We start from the raw sequence: 24732 nt of genomic DNA on the forward strand, positions 1-24732 counted from the left end.
ATGAAAGTCGCACCTGAGCGCTCACCATTCAGACTGGGGCTGACGGGCGGCATCGGCAGCGGCAAAAGCACGGTTGCGGCCAGGCTGCAGGCACGCGGCGCAACGCTGATTGATGCCGACCATATCTCGCGCAGCCTGACGGCAAGCAGCGGCATCGCCCTGCCCCTTATCGCCCAGGCTTTTGGTGCCGATCTGATCGACGCGCAGGGCGCCCTCAACCGCGTCCGCATGCGCGAGCTGGTCTTCGCCGACCCGTCCGCGCGGCAACGCCTAGAGGCCATACTCCACCCCCTGATCGCCGATCAGACCCGGCAGCAGCATGAAGCGGCCGTTGCAGCCGGCAGCAAGCTCGTCGTGCACGACATTCCGCTGCTGGTCGAGTCCGGCCACTGGCGAACACGCCTGGATGGCGTGCTGGTCGTGGACTGCCGCGAGAGCACGCAGACAGAGCGTGTCATGGCGCGCAGCGCCCTCACACACGAGGCCGTGCAGGCCATCATCGACGCCCAGGCCACGCGCACCCAGCGTCTGGCCACGGCCGACTGGGTCATCTATAACGATGACGGGGTCACAATCGAAACTCTCCACGCATATACCGATCAAATCGCTGCATGGTTCGGGCTATGATGCAGGCCATGGCTTGGCCTGTGCGTGTGATCGCCGCATGTGCACGTTGACCGCTGATTCCTGTGCACCCCGAGGAGCCCAGCAAACGTGATCCTGTACGAATATCCTTTTAACGAGCGTCTGAGAACTTATCTGCGCCTTGAGCAGCTGTATCGCCGTCTGCGCGAGCTGCTGACCCGCGCGCATTCGGTCGATCATCATTTCGCCCTGATCACCATCTTCGAGATCATGGACGTGGCCTCGCGCAGCGATCTGCGAGCCGACATCATCAAGGATCTGGAGCGCCAGAAGCACCTGCTGGACGTGTTGCGCGACAACCCCGATATTTCCCAGCACATGCTGCATCAGGTGGCGCGCCAGGTGGAGAGCTGCTTTGCCACCATCAATGCACAGACCGGCAAGACCGGCCAGGCGCTGACCGAGAACGAATGGCTGATGTCCATACGCAGCCGTGTGGGCATACCCGGCGGCACCTGCAGCTTTGACCTGCCGGCCTATCACGCCTGGCAGAACCTCGATCCGCGCTATCGCCAGCGCGACCTCGAAGACTGGGCCGGCGAACTGACCCCGCTGGGTCAGGCGCTTGAGCTGATCCTGCAACTGCTGCGTGAAACCGGCATTCCCCAGCGCGTGGTGGCCGAGCAAGGCGTGTTCCAGCAGGCCATGCCGGCCGGCCGCAGCTTCCAGCTGCTGCGCCTGCGCATAGACCCGCACCTGAATCTGGTGCCGGAGATCAGCGGCAACCGCCTGCTGGTGTCGGTGCGCCTGCTCAAGCTGGCCCATGGCAGCAAGCCCCAGCCCAGCAATGACGACGCCACTTTCGAGCTCACGCTCTGCGCATAAGCAAGTCCCCGACAGTCTTCTCGCCCCCGATTGAGCCGCACATTGCGGCTCAATGGCTTTCAGGGTCGGCCACCCGTGTTTTCCAGCTGTGATACATCTACGCCATGAGCACTGACAAGCAATCCCCCACCATGGTGAAATGCCCGACCTGCGGCGGCCCCAGCGTTTTTTTGCCCAGCAACAAATTCCGCCCCTTCTGCAGCGAGCGCTGCCGCAATATCGATCTGGGCGCCTGGGGCAATGAAGAGTTCCGCGTTCCGGCTCAGACGCCTCCCGAAGATGCGCCGTTTGGTGATCCACGCACCGAAAACCAATAGTCTCTAACAGAAAAACAAGAGCGCCTTCCACCCGTCACCTCTTGATTTCAGCTTGTTTATCCAAGCAAATCGAGACTCAACAGGCGCAAGGCGCTCTCCATTCAGGAGCGTAACGCTTCAATTCTCAGGCTGCTGCGCCTCGTAATGGCTTTGATCAAAGACCAGGCCGCGCTCCTCGCTCAGCCATTGCAGCACGGGATAGGCGCCCGGCAGGACGGGGTGCACATCAAGCGGCAACTGCTGCCAGGCCATCTGCTGGCCCTCGCGCATCTCGAACTCGCCCGTCCACTGCGTCACCTTGCACCAGTGCAGACGGACCAGCGCATGCGGGTAGTCATGCTCCGTCACCTTCCAGGCATGGGCCTGGCCGATGGTCACGCCCAGCTCTTCGATCAGCTCGCGGCGCAGAGCCTGCTCCACGCTCTCGCCTGCCTCCAGCTTGCCGCCAGGAAACTCCCAGTAGCCCGCATAAGGCTTGCCTGCAGGGCGGCTTGAAATCAGCAGCGCCCCATCGGATTCGCGCAACAGCACGCCCACGGCCACTTCCGTGTGCTTGCGCTGCGCCTGTGTTTCAGCAGTCACTTCCACAAGGCTCTTTCTTCATTCCAGGTCTGCTTCTTCAGCCAGACCGTCCACATCTTCAATGCGCTTCTTGACCGTCACGGGACGCTCGTTGCGGCCCGCATAGTCGCGCGCGAACTGGTGGGCCACACGGCCGCTGCGCGAGCCGCGCTCCAGCGCCCAGACCAGGGCTTCGGGCCTGGCCGCCTCAATGGTGGCCTGGTCCATGCCCAGCGCGGACAGCCACTGCGCCACCACGCGCAGGTATTCGTCCTGGCTGAAGGGGTAGAAGCTCACCCAGAGACCGAAGCGCTCGGACAGGGAGATTTTCTCCTCCACCACCTCGCCGGGGTGGATCTCGCCGTTCTCGCTTTTTTGCTGCGCAAGGTTGTCCGTCATGTACTCGGGCAGCAGATGGCGGCGGTTGCTGGTGGCATAGACCAGCACATTGGGCGTGGCCGCGGAAACCGAGCCGTCCAGCATGGATTTCATGGCCTTGTAGCCGGGCTCGCCCTCTTCAAAGCTCAGATCGTCGCAATAGATGATGAATTTCTCGCTCCGGCCGGCGACCACGTCGACGATGTCGGGCAGATCGGTCAGATCGGCCTTGTCCACCTCGATCAGACGCAGACCCTGGGGCGCATAGCTGTGCAGGCAGGCACGGATCAGCGAGGACTTGCCCGTGCCACGCGCACCCGTCAGCAGCACGTTGTTGGCCGTGCGACCGCTGACGAACTGCTCGGTATTGCGCGCAATCTTTTCCTTTTGCACATCGATGTTCTGCAGATCGGACAGCTGCATGGCGCCCACATGGCGCACCGGCTCCAGCACGCCGCAGCCGTTCGCGCGCTTGCGGTAGCGCCAGGCAATCGCCGCATCCCAGTCGGCAGGCGCCTGCAGGGGCTGGGGCAGCACGGACTCGATGCGCTGCATCAATTGCTCAGCCCGCTCGACCAGGCGCTCCAAAGGGTTCATCACATCTTGCACGACCAAATCTCCATCTGTTTTTATAGCTGCTAGCGCTTGATGGATATTGATTTCAGATTAAAAAGCAATCAAAACTCAATATAGACAAGCGAAAACAGCTCCTGAAATTAAAGCACCCAAATAGGGGCGCTCACCAGCAAGGGACAGCGAGCAAGCGCCGCCGCGCAGCGAGGCTGTCGTCCCCCTCCCATAGCGCGCAGCGCGTAGAGAGAGGGGGAAGCGGCGGGGCCACCCAGGCGCCGCCGCTCAGGGGGTGCTCAATTACGACCGGTAATCCGCATTGATGGTCACATATTCGTGACTCAGATCGCAGGTCCACACCGTCTGCGCGGCATCGCCACGACCCAGCACCACGCGCACCACGATCTCCTGCTGCTTCATCACGCGCTGACCGTCTTCTTCCTTGTAGGAAGGGTTGCGTCCGCCGTCGACCACCACATGCACGTCGTCCAGGTACAGATCGATCTTGGTCTGATCCAGATCGGCAATGCCGGCATAGCCCACAGCGGCCAGGATGCGGCCCAGGTTGGGGTCCGAAGCAAAAAAGGCCGTCTTGACCAGGGGCGAGTGGGCAATGGAGTAAGCGACCAGGCGGCACTCATCCTCATTCTTGCCGCCCTCGACCTTGACGCTGATGAACTTGGTGGCGCCCTCGCCATCGCGAACAATGGCCTGCGCGAGCTTTTGCGCCACTTCCAGCAATGCAGCCTTGAGCTGCTCGCCCTCGGCGCTGGAGAGCGCCGTGATTTGTGCGTTGCCTGCCTTGTGGGTGGCGATCAGCACAAACGAGTCATTGGTGGAAGTGTCGCCATCAATGGTCACGCGGTTGAAGGAGCCGTCTGCCAGCTCCTTGACCAGGGGCTGCAGCAGCTCGGGTGCGATCGCCGCATCGGTAGCCAGAAAGCCCAGCATGGTCGCCATATTGGGACGGATCATGCCCGCACCCTTGCTGATGCCGGTGATGGAGACCGTCTTGCCGCCAATGCTGACGCTGCGGCTGAAAGCCTTGGGCAAGGTGTCGGTGGTCATGATGCCTTCGGCTGCCGTGGCCCAGTTATCAGCCTTGGCGGCAGCAATGGCCTTGGGCATGCCCGCCACGATGCGGTCCACGGGCAGCTCTTCCATGATCACGCCGGTGGAGAAAGGCAGGATCTGGCCCGCGCTCAGGTCCAGCTCCTTGGCCAGAGCCGCGCAGGTGGCACGGGCATTGGCCAGACCGGCTGTGCCGGTGCCGGCATTGGCATTGCCGGTGTTGATGACCATGGCGCGGATGCCGGTGCCGGCCGCCAGATGATCGCGGCAGATCTGCACGGGAGCGGCGCAGAAACGGTTCTGGGTGAACACGCCGGCCACCGAGGCGCCTTCGTCGAGCAGGAACACCGTCAGGTCCTTGCGATTAGCCTTGCGCACGCCGGCTTCGGTAACACCAATGCGAACGCCATTGATCGCCAGCAGATCAGCGGCGACGGGAGCGGAAAGATTCACGGACATCTCTGTATGTTCCTAGAAAAGTAGAAGACACCCCCTGAGCCGCTGCGCGGCTTCCCCCTCTCTCGCCTGGCGGGAGGGGGACGACATCCTCGCTGCGGGGCGGCCCTTGCTCGATGTCTCTCGCCTGGAGCACGCCACTGATTCACAGTCCGCGGGGCAAGTTCGGACTGCAAGCAAAACGTTCCCCATTATCGGAACAAACAGAGGCCTGATCGGACTTGCCGGATTTTGTTGCGCAAAAAGCTGCGCCCCAATGCAAACACGGGCCGCAGCCCGTGTTGTTCGATAACGCATGCTCCAAGCCAGAGACGGCCAGCAAGAGACGCCCCACAGCAATGAGCCCCCTTCAAGGGGAAGGCGCCCAGCGCCTCAGGGAGTCAGGACAGCTTGCCGTGGCAAAGCTTGAACTTCTTGCCGCTGCCGCAGGGGCAAGGGTCGTTGCGGCCCACATGCACGCCTTCGGGCATGGCCAGAGGCTCGGCCAGCATCACGTCGTCTTCGATGCTCATGCCTTCGGTTTCCGAGGGCGAGGCATAGTTCATGTGCTCCAGGCTCTGCGCGCCGCGCTCGTTCATGGCAACGGCGGCTTCGTCCATCTCTTCGCGAGAGCGGACCTGCACCGTCATCAGCACGCGGGTGACTTCGGTCTTGACCTGATCGATCAGCTGGCGGAACAGCTCGAAAGCCTCGCGCTTGTATTCCTGCTTGGGCTGCTTCTGGGCATAGCCGCGCAGGTGAATGCCCTGGCGCAGATAGTCCAGCGCAGCCAGGTGGTCGCGCCAGTTAGTGTCGAAGCTCTGCAGCAGCACGGCACGCTGGAATTGCGTGAAGTTCTCCTGACCGATCAAGGCCACCTTGGCATCGAACAGATCGTGGGCTGCCTTGACGACCTTTTCCAGAATGTCTTCGTCGGTGATGGATTCCGAACCCGCCACGTCCTGCTGCAAGGAAAGATCGATCTGCCATTCGCTGGCCAGAGCCTTCTCCAGGCCGGGCACATCCCACTGCTCTTCCATGGAATCGGCCGGCACATACTGGCGCACCAGGTCGGTGATCACGTCCTCGCGCATGGCGGCCAGCATGCCGCCCAGATCGGTCGAATCCAGAATGTCGTTGCGCTGCTGGTAGATCACCTTGCGCTGGTCGTTGGCCACGTCGTCGTATTCCAGCAACTGCTTGCGCATGTCGAAGTTGCGTGCTTCGACCTTGCGCTGCGCCGACTCGATGGAGCGGGTCACGATGCCTGCCTCGATGGCTTCGCCTTCGGGCATCTTCAGGCGGTCCATGATGGCCTTGACTCGGTCCCCCGCGAAGATGCGCATCAGCTGGTCGTCCAGGCTCAGATAGAAGCGCGAGGAACCGGGGTCGCCCTGGCGGCCCGAGCGGCCACGCAGCTGGTTGTCGATACGGCGCGACTCATGACGCTCGGTGGCGATGATGCGCAGACCGCCCAGCGCCACGATCTTGTCGTGGGCCACCTGCCAGTCGGCACGCAGCTGCTCGATCTGCTGCTGGCGCTCGGTCTCGCTGAGTGCCTCGTTGCTCTCGATGGCCTTGAGCTGCTTGTCGATATTGCCGCCCAGCACGATGTCGGTACCACGACCGGCCATATTGGTGGCGATGGTGATCATGCCTTCACTGCCCGCCTGGGCAATGATGTCGGCCTCGCGCTCATGCTGCTTGGCGTTGAGCACCTGATGAGGCAGCTTTTCGCGGGTCAGCAGCTGGTCGATGATTTCAGAGTTCTCGATCGAGGTCGTGCCGACCAGCACGGGCTGGCCGCGCTCGTAGCACTCGCGGATGTCCTTGATCGCCGCGTCGTACTTTTCCTTGGTGGTCTTGTAGACGCGATCGAGCTGGTCCTGGCGCTTGCTGGGCTTGTTGGGCGGCACCACCACGGTTTCCAGGCCATAGATTTCCTGGAATTCGTAGGCTTCTGTGTCGGCAGTACCGGTCATGCCCGACAGCTTCTTGTACAGACGGAAGTAGTTCTGGAAGGTGATCGAGGCCATGGTCTGGTTCTCGGCCTGAATGGCCACACCTTCCTTGGCTTCCACGGCCTGGTGCAGGCCATCGCTCCAGCGGCGGCCTGCCATCAGACGGCCGGTGAACTCGTCCACGATCACGATTTCGTCGTTCTGCACCACATAGTGCTGATCGCGGAAATACAACTGGTTGGCACGCAGCGCGGCGTACAGATGGTGCACCAGAGAGATATTGGAGGGGTCGTACAGGGACGAGCCTTCGGCGATCAGGCCGGCATGGGCCAGCAAGCGCTCGGCCGCTTCATAGCCTTGATCGGTCAGGTAAACCTGATGGGATTTCTCATCGACCGTGAAATCGCCGGGCTTGGTCACGCCTTCACCCGTGCGGGGATCGGCTTCGCCCTCCTGGCGCACCAGATTCGGCACGATCTGGTTCATGGCCACGTACATGGCCGTGTGATCTTCAGCCGGGCCGGAGATGATCAGCGGAGTACGCGCCTCGTCGATCAGGATGGAGTCCACCTCGTCGACGATGGCGTAGTTCAGCACGCGCTGCACGCGGTCGCCGGGCTCGTACACCATGTTGTCACGCAGGTAGTCGAAGCCGTATTCGTTGTTCGTGCCGTAGGTGATGTCGGAGTTGTAAGCCTGCTGCTTTTGCTCGCGCGACAGATTGGGCAGATTGATGCCCACCGACAGACCGAGGAAGTTGTACAGGCGAGCCATGGTCATGGCATCGCGATTGGCCAGGTAATCGTTGACGGTCACGACATGCACGCCCTCGCCCGACAGGGCATTGAGGTACACGGGCAGCGTCGCGGTCAGCGTCTTGCCTTCACCGGTGCGCATTTCGGCAATCTTGCCATCATGCAGCGCCATGGCGCCCAGCATCTGTACATCGAAGTGACGCATCTTCATGACGCGCTTGGAGCCTTCACGCACTACGGCAAAGGCTTCGGGCAACAACTCGTCCAGCGCCTCGCCCTTGGCAACGCGGTCCTTGAACTCCTGCGTCTTGGCGCGCAATGCCTCATCGCTGAGCTTTTCGTACTCAGGCTCCATCGCATTGATGCGAGCGACTGTTTTACGGTATTGCTTGAGCAGCCGGTCATTGCGGCTGCCGAACAGTTTGGTGAGGAAATTGGTGGCCATGCGTGCGAAGGCACATTGCTTTTTTGCATGTTGCGCAAAGCAATGTGTCCAGAATCCCTTGATTGTTGGTCTTCAGATGGGGCCGTCCCTGCGGCAGTCAAGAGCCACACCCGAAATGGGTGAAAAAACCTCCTGACGCACCCCAAACAGGGACAGGACCAAAAAATGATTCTAACCGCGCAAGCCGGCCTTGGCTTTTCGCTACTCCAGAGCACGTATGGGATTGCACTGCACGCGCAAATAGCCAGCACTGCGGCGTTCATTCCCGGCTGAGCTAAGCTCGGGCTTGCCCTTGCCCAACTGTTTGCCGCTCGCATGACCATTGTTCGCCGCCATCACGCCGTAACTGCCATCAATGCCATGGAGTCTTCTCCCACATTGGCGCGCCTGGCAGCACTGACTCAGGACTCCAGCAACCGGCTCAAAGCCGTTTTGCCCCTGGTTCCGCCCATGCTGCGCGCCAGCTTGCAGGCTGGCCCCATCGATGAAGACGGCTGGTGCCTGATCGTGAAAAACAACGCAGCGGCAGCCAAAGTGCGCCAACTGCTGCCAGCCATGGCGGCTCATCTGCGCACCAAGGGATGGGCTGTCACCAGCATCCGCATCAAAGTTCAGGCCCGATAAGGCTTTTTAGGTACTAAAAAACAAAAAAGGCCTCCGAAGAGACCTATTTGTTTGGTGCCGGTTGTCGGATTCGAACTGACGACCTACCGCTTACAAGGCGGGTGCTCTACCAACTGAGCTAAACCGGCGAAGACTGAATTCTAACGTAGAAATTCAGCCCCAAAAGAAGAATCCTGAAATTTCCCGATCTACCGGCAAAAACACTGGCCGGACTACTTCACACGCTTGAGCGCCGGACGGCCGCCTGCGGGTGGCGGCGTACGAGGCGCATCATCTTCGTCGGAAGCTTCTGCTTCCGCCTTGACAGGAACCAGTTGCACCACGCGCTCGGCCGAGGACTCCTCTTCCGACTCCATATCGGGCTCGACATCCTCCATCGATGGCGCATCGCCATCCTCGGGGACTTCGTTCTCCTCGGGCGGGAAGGCCATGCCCTGGCCGGTCTCGCGGGCATAGATGGCCATGACGTTCGCCACAGGCACCATGATTTCCCGGGGCTGGCCGCCAAAGCGCGCCTTGAATTCAACATATTCATTGCCGATCAGCAGGCCGCTGGTCGCGTCATAGCTGATGTTGAGCACGATCTGACCATCACGCACAAACTCCATGGGCACCTGGGTGCTGCGATCCACACGCACGGCGATATGCGGCGTCAAACCATTATCGGTACACCATTCAAACAGAGCCCGCAGCAGATACGGACGGGTTGAAGTCGTTTCAGGGGCTGTCATCTCGTTTCCTGACGAATCAAATCCAGAAGATTGCAAAGACAAAAAAGCGGGCAGATGAAGGAAATCCCTTCAGCATGCCCGCTCTGCGCTCATGTGCAATTACTTGCGCATGACCTTTTCCGAAGGCGTCAGCGCTTCAATGTAAGCGGGACGCGAGAAGATGCGCTCGGCATACTTGAGCAAAGGAGCGGCATTCTTGGACAGCTCGATGCCGTAGTAGTCCAGGCGCCACAGCAGCGGAGCAATGGCCACATCCAGCATGGAGAAGTTCTCGCCCATGATGTACTTGTTCTTCAGGAAGATGGGGGCCATCTGGGTCAGGCGGTCACGGATATGGGCACGAGCCTTTTCCAGAGCCTTTTCATTGCCCTTGACGTTGCGCTCTTCCAGAGCGCTCACGTGCACGAACAGTTCCTTTTCGAAGTTCAGCAGGAACAGGCGCACACGGGCACGGTCCACAGGGTCGCCAGGCATCAGCTGAGGATGGGGAAAGCGCTCGTCGATGTACTCGTTGATGATGTTGGACTCGTACAGAATCAGGTCGCGCTCGACCAGGATTGGCACTTGACCATAGGGGTTCATCACGGCGATTTCTTCGGGCTTGCTGAACAAGTCCACATCGCGGATCTCGAAATCCATGCCTTTTTCAAACAGCACAAAGCGGCAGCGGTGTGAGAAGGGGCAAGTCGTTCCCGAATAAAGCACCATCATGGTGGAGACTCCTAAAAATCAAAAAGAGTGGGTTGCCCACGGCACCCCACTCTGCACTAACACGGTTTGGCTGCAGACAACTTCTGCACGGCGGCAAAGCTTATTTCACGTCTTTCCAGAACGCGGCATTCAGGCGCCAAGCGATAAAGATGAAGAAGGCCAGGAAAATCAACACGCCCACCCCGATACGGGTTCGGGTGTTCTGAGCCGGCTCCCCCATCCATTGCAGGTAATTCACCAGATCGCCAACTGCCTGATCGTACTGCACTGCGCTCATCTTGCCAGGAGACACCTGCTCCCAACCCTTGAAGACCTGGGTCTTAGTTCCATGGTCGTCATGTTCTTCGAAGATGGCGCGACGCTCGCCCTGCAGCTCCCACAGCGCATGCGGCATGCCTACGCTGGGAAAGGCGAGATTATTCCAGCCTGTGGCCTTGGTGTCATCCCTGTAGAAAGTACGCAAGAAGGTATACAGGTAATCAGCTCCCGAGCCGCCCGAGCCGGCGCGCGAGCGCGCGATCACGGTCAAATCGGGAGGGTTGGCACCGAACCACTCCTTGGCTTCCTTGGGATTGATGGCTGCCTTCATGGTCTCGCCCACCTTGTCGGTGGAGAACAACAGGTTGTCCTTGATGTCCTGATCGGTCAGACCGATGTCCTTCAGGCGGTTGAAACGCATGAAGGCAGCGGAGTGGCAGCTCAGGCAGTAGTTGACAAAGATCTTGGCACCGTTTTGCAGGGATGCCGTGTCGCTGGTGTTGACCGGCGCCTTGTCCCAGTGGATGCCGCCTTCGGAGGCTTGCGCGGCACCGGCAATACCCAGGGCCGCAACCAGGGTCAGAATCAGTTTCTTCATTCTTGTTCTCTCCTGCTTCAGTGAGGCTTGAAGGTCACACGCTCGGGCACGGGCTTGGTCTCGCCCAAGCGACTCCACCAGGGCATGAGCAGGAAGAAGCCGAAGTAGAACAGCGTGCCGACCTGAGACACCTTCTCGCCAATCGGCGATGGAGGCTGCACACCCAGATAGGCCAGGACGACGAAATTCACCACAAACACTGCATACACATATTTGTGCCAGCTGGGACGATAGCGGATCGACTTGACCGGGCTGCAATCGAGCCAGGGCAGGGCAAACAGGATGATGACCGCACCACCCATGACGACCACGCCCCAGAACTTGGCGTCGATGGACAGCATCATGGCGATGGCACCCAGCGCCACGATGGCCACAGCCCCCTTGGCAAAACCGGGCAGGCGCGACTTCAGAATGCCGTAGCCGGCACCCAGCACCACGCAGGCGATCAGCACATACATCATCTCGCCGGTGATGGCACGCAGCATCGAATAGAAGGGCGTGAAGTACCAGACAGGGGCAATGTGATTGGGCGTCTTGAGCGGGTCGGCAGGGATGAAGTTGTTGTACTCCAGGAAGTAGCCGCCGAACTCGGGCGCAAAGAACACCACGGCCGAGAACAGGAACAGGAACACCGTCACGCCAAAGATGTCATGCACCGTGTAGTAAGGGTGGAAGGGCACGCCATCCAGAGGGCGACCCTTTTCATCCTTGGGCGCATTCGGACCCTTGATCTCGATACCGTCGGGATTGTTGGAGCCCACATCGTGCAGCGCCAGCAAATGCGCCACGACCAGACCCAGCAGCACCAGGGGCACGGCGATCACGTGGAAGCTGAAGAAGCGGTTCAGCGTCGCATCGCCCACCACATAGTCGCCGCGAATCAGCAAGGCCAGATCGGGACCGACAAAGGGGATGGCGGAGAACAGGTTCACGATCACCTGGGCGCCCCAGTACGACATCTGGCCCCAGGGCAGCAGATAGCCCATGAAGGCTTCGGCCATCAGCACCAGGAAGATGGCGCAGCCGAAGATCCAGACCAACTCACGCGGTTTGCGGTAAGAGCCGTACAGAAGACCGCGGAACATATGCAGATAGACCACCACAAAGAACGCCGAGGCGCCCGTGGAGTGCATGTAGCGGATCAGCCAGCCCCAGGGCACATCACGCATGATGTATTCCACGGAAGCAAACGCCTTTTCGGCGTCGGGCTTGTAGTGCATCACCAGGAAGATGCCGGTGACGATCTGGATCACCAGCACCAGCAGCGCCAGCGAGCCGAAGATGTACCAGAAGTTGAAGTTCTTGGGAGCGTAGTACTCCGACATATGGACGCGGTACGCATCGAATGCCGTCGGAAACCGGTTCTCCAGCCAGTTCATGGCCTTCGCTCCGGTCGTGGAGTTCGGGTCGATTTGCTTGAATTCGTGGGCCATTGTTCTTGTCTCCCTCAGGCTGCCTTGGTGTCTTCACCAATCAGCAGCTTGGTGTCGGACAGATACATATGTGGCGGCACCTGCAGGTTGTCCGGCGCTGGCTTGTTCTTGAACACCCGGCCGGCCATGTCAAAGGTGGAGCCATGGCATGGGCACAGGAAACCGCCCTTCCAGTCTGCGGGCAGCGAAGGCTGGGGCCCGGCAACGAACTTGTCGGTGGGTGAGCAGCCCAGGTGGGTGCAGATGCCCACGACTACCAGGATTTCAGGCTTGATGGAGCGCGCTTCATTTTGCGCATAGGGAGGCGTGAACTCTTCGGGATGACGCGCCGATTTCGGGTCCGCCAGTTCGCCATCGAGGCCAGGCAGGTCCTTGAGCTGCTCGGGTGTGCGCTTGATGATCCACACCGGCTTGCCACGCCACTCGACGGTGAGCTTCTCACCATCCTTGAGATTGGAGATATCCACCTCTACCGCAGCACCTGCTGCTTTGGCTTTTTCAGAAGGCTGGAAGGAGCTCACAAAAGGGACGGCCGTTGCCATACCGCCCACGGCACCAGCACATGCTGACGTGATGATCCACGTGCGCTTGCTGGAGTCGACTGGAGAGTCACTCATGGATTTCCTCGAAGTACATCGCTTGATTTGGGGTCAACTGCAAATTCTAGCGGTGGGGTTATGGTTATTCCAGCCCCAGTCCGACGTTGACAACCGCCAAAGTCACGCAATACTGCGCTATCTCAAACTCTTAGTGACTGGAACTGCTTATGGGCATGATGCAAGAATTCCGTGAGTTCGCAATCAAGGGAAACGTCATGGATCTGGCCGTGGGCGTGATCATCGGCGGCGCGTTCGGGAAAATCGTTGACTCCGTGGTCAACGACCTCATCATGCCTCTGGTGGGCCTGTTCTTTGGCAAGCTGGATTTCTCCAACCTGTTCGTCGTTCTGGGCACCATGCCCGAGGGAGTTCCTCGTACTCTGGATGCACTGAAAAAAGCCGGCATTCCTGTGTTTGCCTACGGCAACTTCATCACGGTTGCCGTGAATTTCGTGATTCTGGCGTTCATCATTTTCATGATGGTCAAGCAGATCAACCGCCTCAAGCGCGAGGCACCTGCGGCACCGGAGCAAGCACCCGCTACCCCTGAAGACATTCAGCTGCTACGCGAGATCCGCGACAGCCTCAATCGCAAGGCTTGAGATCCTTCAGGTCTGATGACTGCAAGCCTGCCGGCCCGGCAGGCTTTTTTCATGGGAGCGCATGCCGTGCATGCATCCGGACGGCCAACGCACTGAGCCGCCGCTGAGCAAGCGTCAGCTCGCCAGACTGCGGGCCATGTGCACGGCTTCGAGCAGGCTGGCCTCGTCGGCCACGCCCAGGCCGGCAATGTCAAAGGCTGTGCCATGGTCGGGACTGGTGCGCACCAGCGGCAAACCCAGGGTCACGTTGACACCTTTTTCCACACCCAAATATTTGACTGGGATCAACCCTTGGTCGTGGTACATCGCCAACACCGCATCGAATTCACCCGGGTGATCTGGCGTATTTCGCGCCCGCATGAAGACCGTGTCCGGCGCAAACGGCCCCTGCACATCCATGCCTTCGGCCTGCGCTGCCGAGATCGCTGGGGCAATGATCTCGATTTCTTCACGTCCGAAGATGCCGCCCTCGCCCGCATGCGGATTGAGCCCTGCCACGGCAATGCGAGGCGCACGCCCCAGGCTCCTGCTCAGCGCCTGATGCGTGATGCGCAAGGTCTGCAGGATCTGCGGCCCGGTCACGGCCTCAATGGCCTCGCGCAGCGAGACATGGATGCTGACCAGCACGGTGCGCAACTCGTCGTTCGCCAGCATCATGCGCACCGGCATCTGCTCGAGCGAAACGCCCGCATGGGCGGCCGCCTCGGCCTGCAGGAGTTCCGTGTGCCCGGGGAAAGTCACGCCTGCCAGATGCAGCGCCTCCTTATGCAAGGGCGCCGTGACCAGGGCGGCAATCTCGCCACGCAAAGCTGCTTGCGCGGCCCAGACCACGCATTGCGCAGCGGCCTGCCCGGCCGCTGCGCAAATCTGGCCATAGGGCTGAGGCCCCGCCAGCCCCGGCAGGTTCAGCAGTGCGACAGCACCTTCTGGAACAGACCAGGCTTCGCCCGGCTCATCGATCACCACCACGGGCTGGGCGATGGCCTGATCGCCGTCGGCGGCCCGGGCTGCCAGCGCTGTCGCCCGGCGCAGAGTCTGCAACTCGCCCACTACAAAGCAGCCGCGCATGGCCTGTGGTGCAGCCCGAAAAGCCTTGGCGATGATTTCAGGCCCTATGCCTGCGCAGTCGCCCTGGGTGATGGCGATGGTTTGGGTTGAAGCAATGACGGACATAGGCATCCAAAGCGCCGCAAGCTCCTCGGTTCCCAAGTGCTTGCAGCCATCAAAAGTGAGAGACGAAGGTCCGGGAACTGATCAGGCCGGGTTGTCGATATCGATGAAGCAGTGCTCCAGCCCGCACTCCTGGGCCACATGGGCCGCCACGGCAGGCGCGCCGTAGCGCTCAGTGGCGTGATGGCCGGCAGCGATAAAGCTCACGCCCATCTCTCGCGCCAGATGCATCTGGGGCTCGGAGATCTCGCCAGTGATATAGGCATCGGCGCCGGCGGCAATCGCGGACTCGAAAAAGCCTTGAGCACCTCCGGTACACCAGGCCAGCTTGCGAATCGGCCTGCGCTCTTGCGCACCGGCCAGCGTCACCTTGCGCCCCAGCACGCCTTGCACATGTTCGGCCAGAGCGGCGGCATCGGCAAAATCCACATCGGCCAGCCAGCCCAGGTTCTGATCGCCGAATGCGGCCTGACCCTGCGCGCCCAGCCTGGCACCCAGTTGCGCGTTGTTGCCCAGTTCAGCATGGGCATCCAGCGGCAGGTGATAGGCAAACAGATTGATGTCATGCGCCAGCAGCAGGCGGATGCGCTCCTTGAGCCAGCCCGTGATGCGCCCATCCATGCCGCGCCAGAACAGGCCGTGATGCACGAAGATGGCATCGGCCCCGGCCTCGATCGCAGCTTCGATCAAGGCGCGGCTGGCCGTCACACCGCTGACGATGCGACGAATCTCGCTCTTGCCTTCGACCTGCAGGCCATTGGGTCCGTAGTCCTTGAAGCGTTCGGGCTGCAGCAAGGCATCGAAGGCCTGCAACATGTCTTGGCGGGTGGTCATCATGACCATGATTGTCGCACCCTGATTGTTTCAAAGTAAGGAGCATCTATCGCATGCCGTACAAGCATTTCAACACTGATAATTGCTGAAAATATTGGACAGCATGCGACAGCAGCTATGCTTTTCAAGTGAACAGACTTTGGTACTGGTCACGCAGCAGGTTTTTCTGCACCTTGCCCATGGCATTGCGCGGCAGCTCCGTCACGACAAAGCAGCGCTTGGGAATCTTGAAGTTGGCGAGCTGCGCTTTCAGTTGCGCGACGATCGCCTCGCTGCCGGGCGAATGCCCCGGCCTGGCGACCACCACCGCCACACCCACCTCACCGAAATCCGGGTGCGGCACACCGACCAGAGCGCTCTCAGCCACACCGGGCATGTCGTTGATAAAGCCTTCGACCTCCGCCGGGTAGACGTTGTAGCCGCCGCTGATGATCAGATCCTTGCTGCGACCCACAATGGTGATATAGCCGCGCTCATCCACCCTGCCGACGTCGCCGGTCCTGAACCAGCCGTCTGCAGTGAACTCCTGCGCTGTTTTTTCAGGCATGCGCCAATAACCTTTGAAGATATTGGGTCCGCTGACCTCGATGGCACCGACTTCGCCCGTGGGCAGCGGCTGGCCGCTGTCGCCCGCCACGCGTACCCCCACACCGGGCAGCGCAAAGCCCACGGTGCCGCCGCGGCGCTCGTCCTGCCCGCCGTGGCGAGCATCGGGACCGTAGGGATTGGAGGTAAGCATGATGGTCTCGCTCATGCCATAGCGCTCGAGAATGGTGTGGCCGGTGCGCTGGCGCCACTCGCCAAAGGTCTCGATGAGCAGCGGTGCCGAGCCCGAGATGAACAGCCGCATCCGGCTGGCCGCCGCCCTGGTCAGCGTCGGCTCGGCCAGCATGCGCACATACAGCGTGGGCACGCCCATGAACACGGTGGCGCGCGGCATGGCCGCGATCACGGCCCTGGCATCGAATTTCGCCATCCAGATGATCTTGCTGCCATTGATCAGCGCGCCATGGATGGCGACGAACAGCCCGTGCGCATGAAAGATCGGCAAGGCGTGGATCAGCACGTCGCCGCCCTGCTCGCGCGTGCGCCAGCCCCAGTACTGCTTGAGGATGAGCGCGTTCGAGAGCAGATTGCCATGCGAGAGCATCGCTCCCTTGCTGCGCCCTGTGGTGCCACTGGTGTAGAGGATGGCGGCCAGATCGTCGGCCTGGCGCGGCACAGGCGCATGCTCCTCGTCGAAGCGCAGCGCCTGCTCCAGCAGGCTGCCGTCCTGCGCTTCGCCCAGCGTGAAGACATGCTGAGTGCCGCAGTCCGCCGCCACCTTTGCCACCCAGTCCGCATTGGCGGGCGTACAGACCACCACGGCGGGCTCGGCATTGCCGATGAAATATTCGATTTCGGCGCTCTGGTAGGCAGTGTTGAGCGGCAGGAACACATGGCCGGCGCGCAAGGTGGCCAGATACAGCATCAGCGCCTCGACCGATTTTTCCACCTGCACCGCGATACGGCTGGCGGCGGGCAGATCGAGCGAGGCCAGTAGATTCGCCATGCGTGCGCTCATGCGGTCCAGGTCGCGCCAGGTATAGAGAAGCGGCGCGTCGGCCGGAGCCTGGGGCGATACGGCCTCGATGGCGACCTCGTCCAGATCGGCCGGGAAAGCCGCGCGCAGTGCGGCGAACATGTTCATGTCAGACATATGGATAACTCTCTTTGCTGGAAACCGCTTCATTGCCCCGCCATGGCGCGCTCGGCCACGGCTTTTTGCTTCTTGCCGTCGGCCTGGGCCCAGGCCTCGAACTCCTGGGGCGATGCCGAGGGATAGGCCACGACGCCCTGCTTTTCGAGCTTGGCCTTGACTTCCGGGTCGCTCAAGGCCTGGCGGCTGGCCTCGAACAGCTTTTGCGTGATCTCCCTGGGCAGCTTGGCCGGCCCGTAGAGACCGAACCAGAGCGTGAAGTCCGCCCCATCGATGCCGGACTCCTGCATGGCCGGCAGATCGGGGAACAGCTGCGAGCGCTGGGCCGTCGTCACGGCCATGATGCGCAGCTTGCCGCCAGCGGCCATGGGCATCACCGAAGGCGGCGTGCCGAAGGTCATGTCCACATCGCCCGCACCCACGGCCTGAATCGACGGCGCGCCGCCCTTGAACGGCACATGCAGCATGTCGATGCCGGCGGCATGTGCAAACGAAGCCCCTGCCAGATGCGTGACCACGCCCGTGCCAGACGAGGAATAGCTGAGCTTGCCGGGGTTCTTGCGCGCCCGCTCTATCAGGCCGGCCACGGATTTCTCGGGAAAGTCCTTTTTCACCGCCAGCAGCATCGGCGAATCGCTCCAGCGCATGATGGGCGTGAAACTTTTGACGCCGTCATAGCGCGCACTCTTATAGAGAATCTGGTCCGTGCCATAGAGATTGGCGGAGCCCAGCAGCAGGGTATAGCCATCCGCAGGTGCCCGCGCCACCATATCCGACGCAATCGTCGTGCCTGCACCGGGGCGGTTGTCCACCACCACCGCCTGGTTCAGCACCCGCCCCAGCTTCTCGCTGACGATGCGCGCCACCGCGTCGGCACCGCCGCCGGGCGGAAAACCCACCATCAGCGTGATGGGGCGCGACGGGTAGGCGTCCGCCAGCGCCAGGGCGCTGGCGCTCAGCAGGCAGGCCGATACCAATGCTTTCTTGAACATGCTTGTCTCCTTGATGGAAGCTAGGGTTGTTTTTTCGGCGCCAGTGAGGCGCTAGCAGCCTTTGAAAACCGGTACGCGCTTCTCGCGCCAGGCCAGGCCGCCTTCGCGCAGGTCCGCGGACTCGACCGAGCGCTGCACGTCGCGCGCAATCGCCTCGCGATCTTGGCGACCACTTGCAATCAGGTTCAGGTGTTTCTTCATGCCGGACAAAGCCAGGGGCGCCATTGCGCTGATCGTCTCGGCCAGAGCCGCCACGGTCTCGTCGAGCTGCTGCGGCGCCGCCAGATGCGTCAGAAAGCCGCAGGCTTTCATCTGCTCGGCATCCAGGCGCTCGCCGGTCAGGAACAGGCGCTTGGCGGTATCGAGTCCCAGGCGGCTGACATAGCGCTCCATTCCCGAGGCATAGAAATGCAGGCCCAGCCGCGCTGCAGGCATGAACATGTCCGCCGCCATCGAGCCCACGCGAAAGTCGCAAGCCAGCGCCAGATCGGTCGCGCCGCCATAGACGCCGCCCTGGATGGCGGCGATGGTCACCGCACGGCACTGCTCCACCACGTCCACCATCTCGCCGAAGCTGCTGCCTTCGCTCTGGCTGTTTTCGATTTGTGATATATCGTAGCCACTGCAGAAATACTTGCCTTCGCTACGCAGTACCAGCACCCGTACATCCTTTCTGCGATTGACGCTCTGGATGGATTCCATGAGCACCGGCAAGTCATCGGGCGCCAGGCGGTTTGCCACCGTGGGACGCTGGAGAGTAATGGTTGCGATATGGTCTTGGTAGTGCAGCCTTGGATTCATGCGTATCAGACATATAAATAGATATATCTAATATTGAACAATGAACCTCAAATCTTCACCAAGGGAAGAAACCCTAGACGCACCCAGCATGCAGGACCGCATCCGCCTGGCGCTGGAGCAGGATCTGCGCAACGGCGCGCTGCTGCCCGGCGCTGCCATCGACGAGCAGGCACTGTGCGAGCGCTTCCAGGCTTCGCGCACGCCGGTCCGCGAGGCCTTGCTGCTGCTGTCCGCCAAGGGGATGGTGAGCATTCTTCCGCGCGTGGGCATTTATGTACGCCATCTCGATCCCCGCGAACTGGTCGCGATGATGGAGGGGCTTGCCGAGCTGGAAGGCGTGCTGGCGCGCCTAGCGGCCCGGCGCATCAATGCCGAGCAGAGAGCGCAGTTGCAGGCAGCTCTCGCGCAGACTGCGGCCCATGCCCAGAAGGCCGATTCGATAGCCTATGAGCAAGCGAATGCCAGGCTGCATGATCTGATATATCAATCCAGCGGCAACACCTTTATCGTCGAGCAAACCCGCGAGGCCAGACTCCGGGTCGCACCGTACCGCAGCAAGATGTTCGAAAAGCCAGAGCGGCTGCTGCACTCCCAGGCCGAGCATGAAGCCGTGGTGGCCGCCATTCTGGCGGGCCACAGCGAAGTCGCTGCCGAGGCCATGCGCAACCATATATCGGCGGGCGGCAGCGCCTTTGCCGACATGGTGCTGAGCGCCGTGTCGGCACAGGTCATACAGCCGCGCCGCCGCAAACGCGCGAGCAGTGAAAAAAAAGGCAGCCACTGCTGACTGCCTTTTTCATCCGTCTGTGCAGACTCACGCCTTGCGCGGCTGCCAGCCCTTGCAGGCCAGCGGCCAGAAGCCCATGGCCATGCCCAGCACGCCCATGGCCGCCACATAGTGGGCAGGAGCCATCACATCCACCTGCTGCCACACGGACACCAGCATCGGGGTCAGGCCGCCAAACACGGCATAGGCCATGTTGTAGGAGAAGGACAGACCGGTGAAGCGCACTTCAGGCGGGAAGGCCCGCACGCCCACCACAGGCAGCAGCGAGATGGAGCCCACGAAGAAGCCCACGGTCGCATAGTTGCAGATCAGCGATGCCTCGTTGCCGGGCAGGTTCAGATAGAACAGATAGGCAGTGGCCGTCATGCCGCCCCAGCCGATGAGCATGGTCAGCTTGGTGCCGATCTTGTCGGACAGCCAGCCCCAGAACACGCAGCCGATGGTCAGCGTCACGGTCGCCACGGCATTGGCCTTCAGGGCCATGGCAGGCTCGATGTGGAACACCTTTTGCAGATAGGCCGGCGTGAACAGGATCACCACCACGATCGCCGTGGACAGCACCCAGGTCATCAGCGCCACGACAACACAGGCTTCGCGGTGGTCGCGCAAGATGGTCTTGATCGGCAGTTCGCGGTCAGCGGCCTTGCGGGCCTGCAACTCCTGGAAGATGGGGGTCTCGTGCAGGAACTTGCGCAGATACACCGACACCAGACCGAAGACACCGCCCAGAATGAAGGGCAGACGCCAGGCCCAGTCGTGGATCTCGCCCTGGCTGTAGGTGCTGTTGAGCCAGACCCCGATGATGGAGCCCAGGAAAATGCCGCCGGTAATGCCGGAGGTCAGTGCGCCGATCGCAAAGCCGTAACGCTTCTGGGGAGCATGCTCGGCCACGAACACCCAGGCACCGGGCATTTCACCGCCGATGGCAGCACCTTGCATCACGCGCATCAGCAGCAGCAGGATGGGAGCGGCCAGGCCGATGGTTTCATAAGTCGGCAGCAGGCCGATGACCAGGGTGGGCACGGCCATCAGGAACACCGACAGCGTGAACATCTTCTTGCGGCCCAGGATGTCGCCGAAGTGGGCAATCAAGATGCCGCCGATGGGGCGCGCCAGATAGCCGGCCGCAAAAATGCCCAGAGTCTGCAGCTGGCGCATCCACTCCGGCAGCGAAGCAGGAAAGAACAGACTGCCAATCACATTGGCAAAAAAGACGAACACCACGAAGTCATAAAACTCCAGCGTTCCGCCCAGGGCCGATAAGCCCAGGGTCTTGTAGTCCTCCCGGTTCAGGAGACGATTCGTCGCTGCAGCCGGCGTGTCAGCCGATGCAGCGTGGTCAAGCGTAGTCATGGTGTTTCCTAGATCGAACAGCAGGACAGCGCGGATAAGGCCGCTGATCACGGGTCAACGTGCAGTGGCAGACCGATTGCGGCGGGCTTCAGATACAAAGCCACACCAGACCGAATATGAGCACCTTGTGGGCAGTCACTTCAGTAACGGCGGCGTAAGCGCAGTCGAAAAAACATTCTAGGGTTTTCACTCATAGCTCCTGGCCGCGCAAAACTACAGATGCCTGCAGTCCTATAGCCATCGCTCCTGCAATCTGCAAAGCTTTGCGTTAAGCAATTGCGTGCAAGCAAATGTTCGCTTCGACGCCCGGTGCAGCCATGCTTCACAATGTGGGCTTGTTCCCCTCACTACCTATACGCATTACATGAAACGCACCTGGTTGCTGTTTTCGCAGGTCGTCACCGTACTGGTGGCTATCTATTTTGTAGTGGCTACCCTACAGCCCACATGGCTTCAGCGCGGAAACATCCGCAGCAGTGCCGGTGTTTCGCTGCTGCAGGCTCCATCCACTCCGGCTGGTGAAGTCGCTCCCGGCAGCTTTGCGCCTGCCGCGCGCAAGGCTTCGCCCGCCGTGGTCAGCATCAACACCAGCAAGGCGGTTCGCCACCCGCGCGCCAACGATCCCTGGTTCCAGTTCTTCTTTGGCGATCAGGGTCCGCAAGAGCAATCTGGTTTGGGTAGCGGCGTCATCATCAGTCAAGATGGCTACATCCTCACCAACAACCATGTGGTGGAAGGCGCCGACGATATCGAGGTCACGCTGACCGATAGTCGTCAGGCCAAGGCCAAGATCATAGGCACAGACCCAGAGACCGATCTGGCCATTCTCAAGATCGAGCTCGACAAGTTGCCCGTCATCGTGCTGGGCAACTCCGATCAGGTCGCCGTGGGCGACCGCGTGCTGGCCATCGGCAACCCCTTCGGCGTGGGCCAGACCGTGACCAGCGGCATCATCAGCGCTCTGGGCCGCAGCCAGCTGGGCATCAACACCTTCGAGAACTTCATCCAGACCGACGCTGCCATCAACCCGGGCAACTCCGGCGGGGCGCTGGTGGATGCCAACGGCAATCTGCTGGGCATCAACACGGCCATCTACTCGCGCTCGGGCGGCAGCATGGGCATCGGTTTCGCGATTCCCGTCTCCACAGCCAAGATGGTGCTGGACGGCATCGTCAAGGACGGCAAGGTCACGCGCGGCTGGATCGGCGTGGAACCCAACGAGCTCTCGCCCGAGCTGGCCGAGACCTTTGGCGTCAAGGCCGATGCCGGCGTCATCATCACCGGCGTGCTGCAGGCCGGCCCCGCCGCCCAGGCCGGCATGCGCCCTGGCGACGTGATCGTCAAGGTGGGCGAGACTGCGACCCGCAATGTCTCCGAACTGCTGACGGCCGTGGCCTCGCTCAAGCCCGGCGAAGCCGCCAAGTTCGATGTGCGCCGCGGCGACAGCGAAGTGGTGCTGAACATCACTCCGGGTGCCCGCCCTGCAGCCAGCACCCTGCAGCAGCAGAGCCGCCCACGACGCTGAGTGCAGTGTCATTGAGCCCACAAGCCAGCGCTAGTCGCTGGCTTTTTTCATGCTCCGGCCGGGCCAGACACCACTTCTCCAACAGGACTCGTCAAGAAAAATGGCTAAAGCGCCGATGGAAAAAGCACCGGTAGCCATCAAAACAAAAGCCCTTGAATTGCTTCAAGGGCTTTGCAGGAGGTCGGGGCGAAGATCAGTGGCCGTCCGTGGATTTCTCCACTTCCGTGCCTGTGCCTTCCTCGGCATCGGGCGCACGCGATACCCGGCTGAACCAGCCGGCTCCCAGAATGCCGATCTCGTAGAGCAGGCACATGGGCAAGGCCAGGGCCAGCTGGGAAATCACATCGGGCGGCGTGATGACAGCAGCAATCACAAAGGCCAGCACCACGAAATAGCCGCGGAAGGCCTTGAGCTTCTCGATCTCCACCAGACCAAAGCGCACCAGCAGCATCACCACGATGGGCACCTGAAAGGCCGCCGCAAAAGCGATGTAGAGCGACAGAATCGCTTCCACATACGAGGCGATGTCGGGCGTGGCCGCCACGCTGGCCGGCGTGAAGTGCTGGATGAACTTGAACATATTGCCCAGCACAAAGAACTGCACGAAGGCAATGCCGGCGTAGGCCAGCAGGCTGCCGAACATGATCAGCGGCAGGGCGAACTTCTTCTCGTGGCTGTACAGGCCCGGCGCCACAAAGGCCCAGATCTGGTACATGATCCAGGGCAGCGCCAGCAGCACGGCCACCATCATCAACACCTTGAGCGGCACGAAGAAGGGCGAGAAAACGCCCACCGCAATCAGCTTGGCGCCGGGCGGCATGTGCTCCTTGATGGGCAGGGCGATGAAGTCGATCAGGCCATCAGGGCCCGGCCAGAACATCAGCAGCCCGACGCCGATCAAAACGCCATACAGGCTGTAGAGCAGGCGATCACGCAGCTCCATCAGGTGCTGGACAAACGGCTGCTCCGTGCCGGCGAGTTCGTCTTCTTTAGAGGGTTCGGACATGGTGCAAAACCGCGTCGGAGCCCGATCGGCTCCACACGCTTGAGAAACAACAACGCCCGCGGATCACGGGCAAAGAGCGACATGCGGGCAGCCAAGCCGGCCCACTGGGGCCGGCCATGGCCGACCTTGCGGCCGGCAGGCTGCTGAGCTGCATGTTCAATGGAACTTCTTGGGGCGAAAGCGCGCCACGCGTGCCGCGCCCGACTGGACCTTGCTGCGTACCCCCGCACGGGCCTTGTACCACTGGGGCACGGCACCGCGCTTGACGCGCCAGTTCTTGCGCGGATGGCGATAGCTGGGCACCACGCTGCTGTGCGTATCCAGACCTGTGTAGCCACCTTCCGCGTCATAGGAGCCGAAGGACGAAGCCGAAGTCATGTTCGAGTCGTCGCGCAGATCCTTGGTCGCATCGCTCCAATCCTTTTCAAGATCGGAGGCCTGATTGCGCATGCTGGACTCCACGTCCCGCGCGGCGGTCTCGACCGTGTCCTTCATCTTGCGCAGCTCATCGAGCTCCATGGAGCGGTTGACCTCGGCCTTGACGTCGGACACATAGCGCTGTGCCCTGCCAAGCAAGGTGCCCACCATGCGGGCCACGCGCGGCAACTTCTCGGGACCGATGACCACCAGGGCCACGGCACCGATCAGCGCCATTTTGGACAGGCCAATATCAAACATCTAAATGTCAGTCCTGCCGCGATCAGCTCTTTTGCTTGGCTTCCACGTCGATGGTGGCCTTTTCGGCGGCCTGCTGGTTGGCCACTTGGCCGGCTGCAGCGTTGGCGTCGGCGTCAGTCGCGCCGTCCTTCATGCCGTCCTTGAAGCCCTTGACGGCACCGCCCAGGTCGGAGCCGATGTTCTTGAGCTTCTTGGTGCCGAACACCAGAACCACGATGAGCAGCACGATCGCCCAGTGCCAGATAGAAAACGAGCCCATGAGAATCTCCTAGAAATTGCAAACCATTTTAGACGGGGCTTGTGACAGATACGAATCAATCACCCAAAAAGCCTGCAACGCACGGCTCTATCGCCGTGTGCAGCCCTCG

General features: G+C 61.3%; 26 protein-coding genes and 1 tRNA gene. 8 read left to right on the forward strand and 19 right to left on the reverse strand.

The features are described 5' to 3' along the window. From coaE to CTATCC11996_RS05680, 3 genes are all read left to right on the forward strand, one after another. A complete protein-coding gene (gene coaE, locus CTATCC11996_RS05670) occupies positions 1–627 on the forward strand; it encodes a dephospho-CoA kinase (RefSeq protein ID WP_003074004.1) in 627 nt (208 codons plus the stop codon). An 87-nt stretch (positions 628–714) separates the two neighbouring features. Further along, the gene (zapD, locus tag CTATCC11996_RS05675; RefSeq protein ID WP_003074005.1) at positions 715–1470 is read left to right on the forward strand and encodes a cell division protein ZapD; all 756 of its coding nucleotides are present in this window, start codon (positions 715–717) and stop codon (positions 1468–1470) included. A 104-nt stretch (positions 1471–1574) separates the two neighbouring features. Beyond that, positions 1575–1787, forward strand: coding sequence for a DNA gyrase inhibitor YacG (locus CTATCC11996_RS05680; RefSeq protein WP_003058551.1), 213 nt, complete (start codon positions 1575–1577; stop codon positions 1785–1787). Between the two features lie 117 nt (positions 1788–1904). On the opposite strand, the gene CTATCC11996_RS05685 is transcribed toward CTATCC11996_RS05680, so the two are convergent. From CTATCC11996_RS05685 to secA, 4 genes are all read right to left on the reverse strand, one after another. Beyond that, a complete protein-coding gene (locus CTATCC11996_RS05685) occupies positions 1905–2375 on the reverse strand; it encodes an NUDIX domain-containing protein (RefSeq protein ID WP_003074008.1) in 471 nt (156 codons plus the stop codon). A 12-nt stretch (positions 2376–2387) separates the two neighbouring features. After that, the gene (locus CTATCC11996_RS05690) at positions 2388–3323 is read right to left on the reverse strand and encodes an ATP-binding protein (RefSeq protein ID WP_034348267.1); all 936 of its coding nucleotides are present in this window, start codon (positions 3321–3323) and stop codon (positions 2388–2390) included. A 273-nt stretch (positions 3324–3596) separates the two neighbouring features. After that, on the reverse strand, positions 3597–4826 hold the full coding sequence (argJ, locus tag CTATCC11996_RS05695; protein ID WP_003074012.1) for a bifunctional glutamate N-acetyltransferase/amino-acid acetyltransferase ArgJ: 1230 nt from the start codon (positions 4824–4826) through the stop codon (positions 3597–3599). Between the two features lie 377 nt (positions 4827–5203). Next, the gene (gene secA / locus CTATCC11996_RS05700) at positions 5204–7963 is read right to left on the reverse strand and encodes a preprotein translocase subunit SecA (RefSeq protein WP_003074014.1); all 2760 of its coding nucleotides are present in this window, start codon (positions 7961–7963) and stop codon (positions 5204–5206) included. 315 nt (positions 7964–8278) lie between these two features. Between secA and CTATCC11996_RS05705 the strand changes: the two genes are divergently transcribed. Continuing rightward, positions 8279–8587: a hypothetical protein gene (locus CTATCC11996_RS05705; protein WP_003074017.1), complete on the forward strand. Its 309-nt coding sequence runs from the start codon at positions 8279–8281 to the stop codon at positions 8585–8587. A gap of 52 nt (positions 8588–8639) precedes the next feature. On the opposite strand, the gene CTATCC11996_RS05710 is transcribed toward CTATCC11996_RS05705, so the two are convergent. The 6 genes from CTATCC11996_RS05710 to petA form a co-directional block, all read right to left on the reverse strand. Continuing rightward, a tRNA-Thr gene (locus CTATCC11996_RS05710) sits at positions 8640–8715 on the reverse strand. An 84-nt stretch (positions 8716–8799) separates the two neighbouring features. After that, positions 8800–9318, reverse strand: a complete 519-nt coding sequence (locus tag CTATCC11996_RS05715) for a ClpXP protease specificity-enhancing factor (RefSeq protein WP_034348268.1) — start codon at positions 9316–9318, stop codon at positions 8800–8802. A 99-nt stretch (positions 9319–9417) separates the two neighbouring features. Continuing rightward, positions 9418–10029, reverse strand: coding sequence for a glutathione S-transferase N-terminal domain-containing protein (locus CTATCC11996_RS05720; RefSeq protein WP_003058564.1), 612 nt, complete (start codon positions 10027–10029; stop codon positions 9418–9420). A 100-nt stretch (positions 10030–10129) separates the two neighbouring features. Next, positions 10130–10885: a cytochrome c1 gene (locus CTATCC11996_RS05725; RefSeq protein ID WP_003074021.1), complete on the reverse strand. Its 756-nt coding sequence runs from the start codon at positions 10883–10885 to the stop codon at positions 10130–10132. 17 nt (positions 10886–10902) lie between these two features. After that, on the reverse strand, positions 10903–12318 hold the full coding sequence (locus CTATCC11996_RS05730; RefSeq protein WP_003074023.1) for a cytochrome b: 1416 nt from the start codon (positions 12316–12318) through the stop codon (positions 10903–10905). A gap of 14 nt (positions 12319–12332) precedes the next feature. Further along, positions 12333–12935, reverse strand: coding sequence for a ubiquinol-cytochrome c reductase iron-sulfur subunit (gene petA, locus CTATCC11996_RS05735; RefSeq protein WP_003074025.1), 603 nt, complete (start codon positions 12933–12935; stop codon positions 12333–12335). On the opposite strand from petA, the gene CTATCC11996_RS26110 reads away from it, so the two are divergent. Both CTATCC11996_RS26110 and mscL read left to right on the forward strand, forming a co-directional pair. Further along, a complete protein-coding gene (locus CTATCC11996_RS26110; protein WP_167006308.1) occupies positions 12934–13110 on the forward strand; it encodes a hypothetical protein in 177 nt (58 codons plus the stop codon). The two genes, petA and CTATCC11996_RS26110, sit on opposite strands and share 2 nt — an antisense overlap. Further along, entirely contained in the window at positions 13085–13519 is a 435-nt protein-coding gene (gene mscL / locus CTATCC11996_RS05740; RefSeq protein ID WP_003058572.1) for a large conductance mechanosensitive channel protein MscL, read from the forward strand. The genes CTATCC11996_RS26110 and mscL overlap by 26 nt, the downstream gene beginning before the upstream one ends. Before the next feature lie 114 nt (positions 13520–13633). Here mscL and pdxA read toward each other — a convergent pair whose 3' ends face one another. From pdxA to CTATCC11996_RS05765, 5 genes are all read right to left on the reverse strand, one after another. Continuing rightward, complete coding sequence (pdxA, locus tag CTATCC11996_RS05745) at positions 13634–14692, reverse strand: 4-hydroxythreonine-4-phosphate dehydrogenase PdxA (RefSeq protein WP_003074028.1); 1059 nt, start codon at positions 14690–14692, stop codon at positions 13634–13636. Between the two features lie 81 nt (positions 14693–14773). Beyond that, positions 14774–15532, reverse strand: coding sequence for a Nif3-like dinuclear metal center hexameric protein (locus tag CTATCC11996_RS05750; RefSeq protein WP_003074029.1), 759 nt, complete (start codon positions 15530–15532; stop codon positions 14774–14776). Between the two features lie 115 nt (positions 15533–15647). Then, complete coding sequence (locus tag CTATCC11996_RS05755) at positions 15648–17222, reverse strand: malonate--CoA ligase (protein WP_003074031.1); 1575 nt, start codon at positions 17220–17222, stop codon at positions 15648–15650. Between the two features lie 29 nt (positions 17223–17251). Continuing rightward, positions 17252–18214 carry a tripartite tricarboxylate transporter substrate binding protein gene (locus tag CTATCC11996_RS05760; protein WP_003074033.1) on the reverse strand — a complete coding sequence of 321 codons (963 nt, stop codon included), beginning with the start codon at positions 18212–18214 and terminating at the stop codon, positions 17252–17254. Between the two features lie 51 nt (positions 18215–18265). Then, a complete protein-coding gene (locus CTATCC11996_RS05765; RefSeq protein ID WP_003074035.1) occupies positions 18266–19015 on the reverse strand; it encodes an enoyl-CoA hydratase/isomerase family protein in 750 nt (249 codons plus the stop codon). A gap of 88 nt (positions 19016–19103) precedes the next feature. Here CTATCC11996_RS05765 and CTATCC11996_RS05770 point away from each other — a divergent pair, with 88 nt between their 5' ends. Continuing rightward, on the forward strand, positions 19104–19802 hold the full coding sequence (locus CTATCC11996_RS05770; RefSeq protein ID WP_003074036.1) for a GntR family transcriptional regulator: 699 nt from the start codon (positions 19104–19106) through the stop codon (positions 19800–19802). 27 nt (positions 19803–19829) lie between these two features. On the opposite strand, the gene CTATCC11996_RS05775 is transcribed toward CTATCC11996_RS05770, so the two are convergent. After that, entirely contained in the window at positions 19830–21155 is a 1326-nt protein-coding gene (locus CTATCC11996_RS05775; protein WP_003074038.1) for an MFS transporter, read from the reverse strand. A 364-nt stretch (positions 21156–21519) separates the two neighbouring features. Between CTATCC11996_RS05775 and CTATCC11996_RS05780 the strand changes: the two genes are divergently transcribed. Further along, complete coding sequence (locus CTATCC11996_RS05780; protein WP_003074040.1) at positions 21520–22680, forward strand: Do family serine endopeptidase; 1161 nt, start codon at positions 21520–21522, stop codon at positions 22678–22680. Between the two features lie 193 nt (positions 22681–22873). Here the strand turns inward: CTATCC11996_RS05780 and tatC are convergent, their stop codons facing one another. From tatC to tatA, 3 genes are all read right to left on the reverse strand, one after another. Continuing rightward, the gene (gene tatC, locus CTATCC11996_RS05785) at positions 22874–23686 is read right to left on the reverse strand and encodes a twin-arginine translocase subunit TatC (RefSeq protein WP_034348270.1); all 813 of its coding nucleotides are present in this window, start codon (positions 23684–23686) and stop codon (positions 22874–22876) included. Between the two features lie 156 nt (positions 23687–23842). Further along, positions 23843–24364, reverse strand: coding sequence for a Sec-independent protein translocase protein TatB (gene tatB / locus CTATCC11996_RS05790; protein ID WP_003062149.1), 522 nt, complete (start codon positions 24362–24364; stop codon positions 23843–23845). 22 nt (positions 24365–24386) lie between these two features. Beyond that, positions 24387–24623, reverse strand: a complete 237-nt coding sequence (tatA, locus tag CTATCC11996_RS05795; protein ID WP_003074046.1) for a Sec-independent protein translocase subunit TatA — start codon at positions 24621–24623, stop codon at positions 24387–24389. Positions 24624–24732 lie beyond the last annotated feature (109 nt).

It is taken from the genome of Comamonas testosteroni ATCC 11996 (assembly GCF_000241525.1).
Taxonomy (GTDB): Bacteria; Pseudomonadota; Gammaproteobacteria; order Burkholderiales; family Burkholderiaceae_C; genus Comamonas; species Comamonas testosteroni.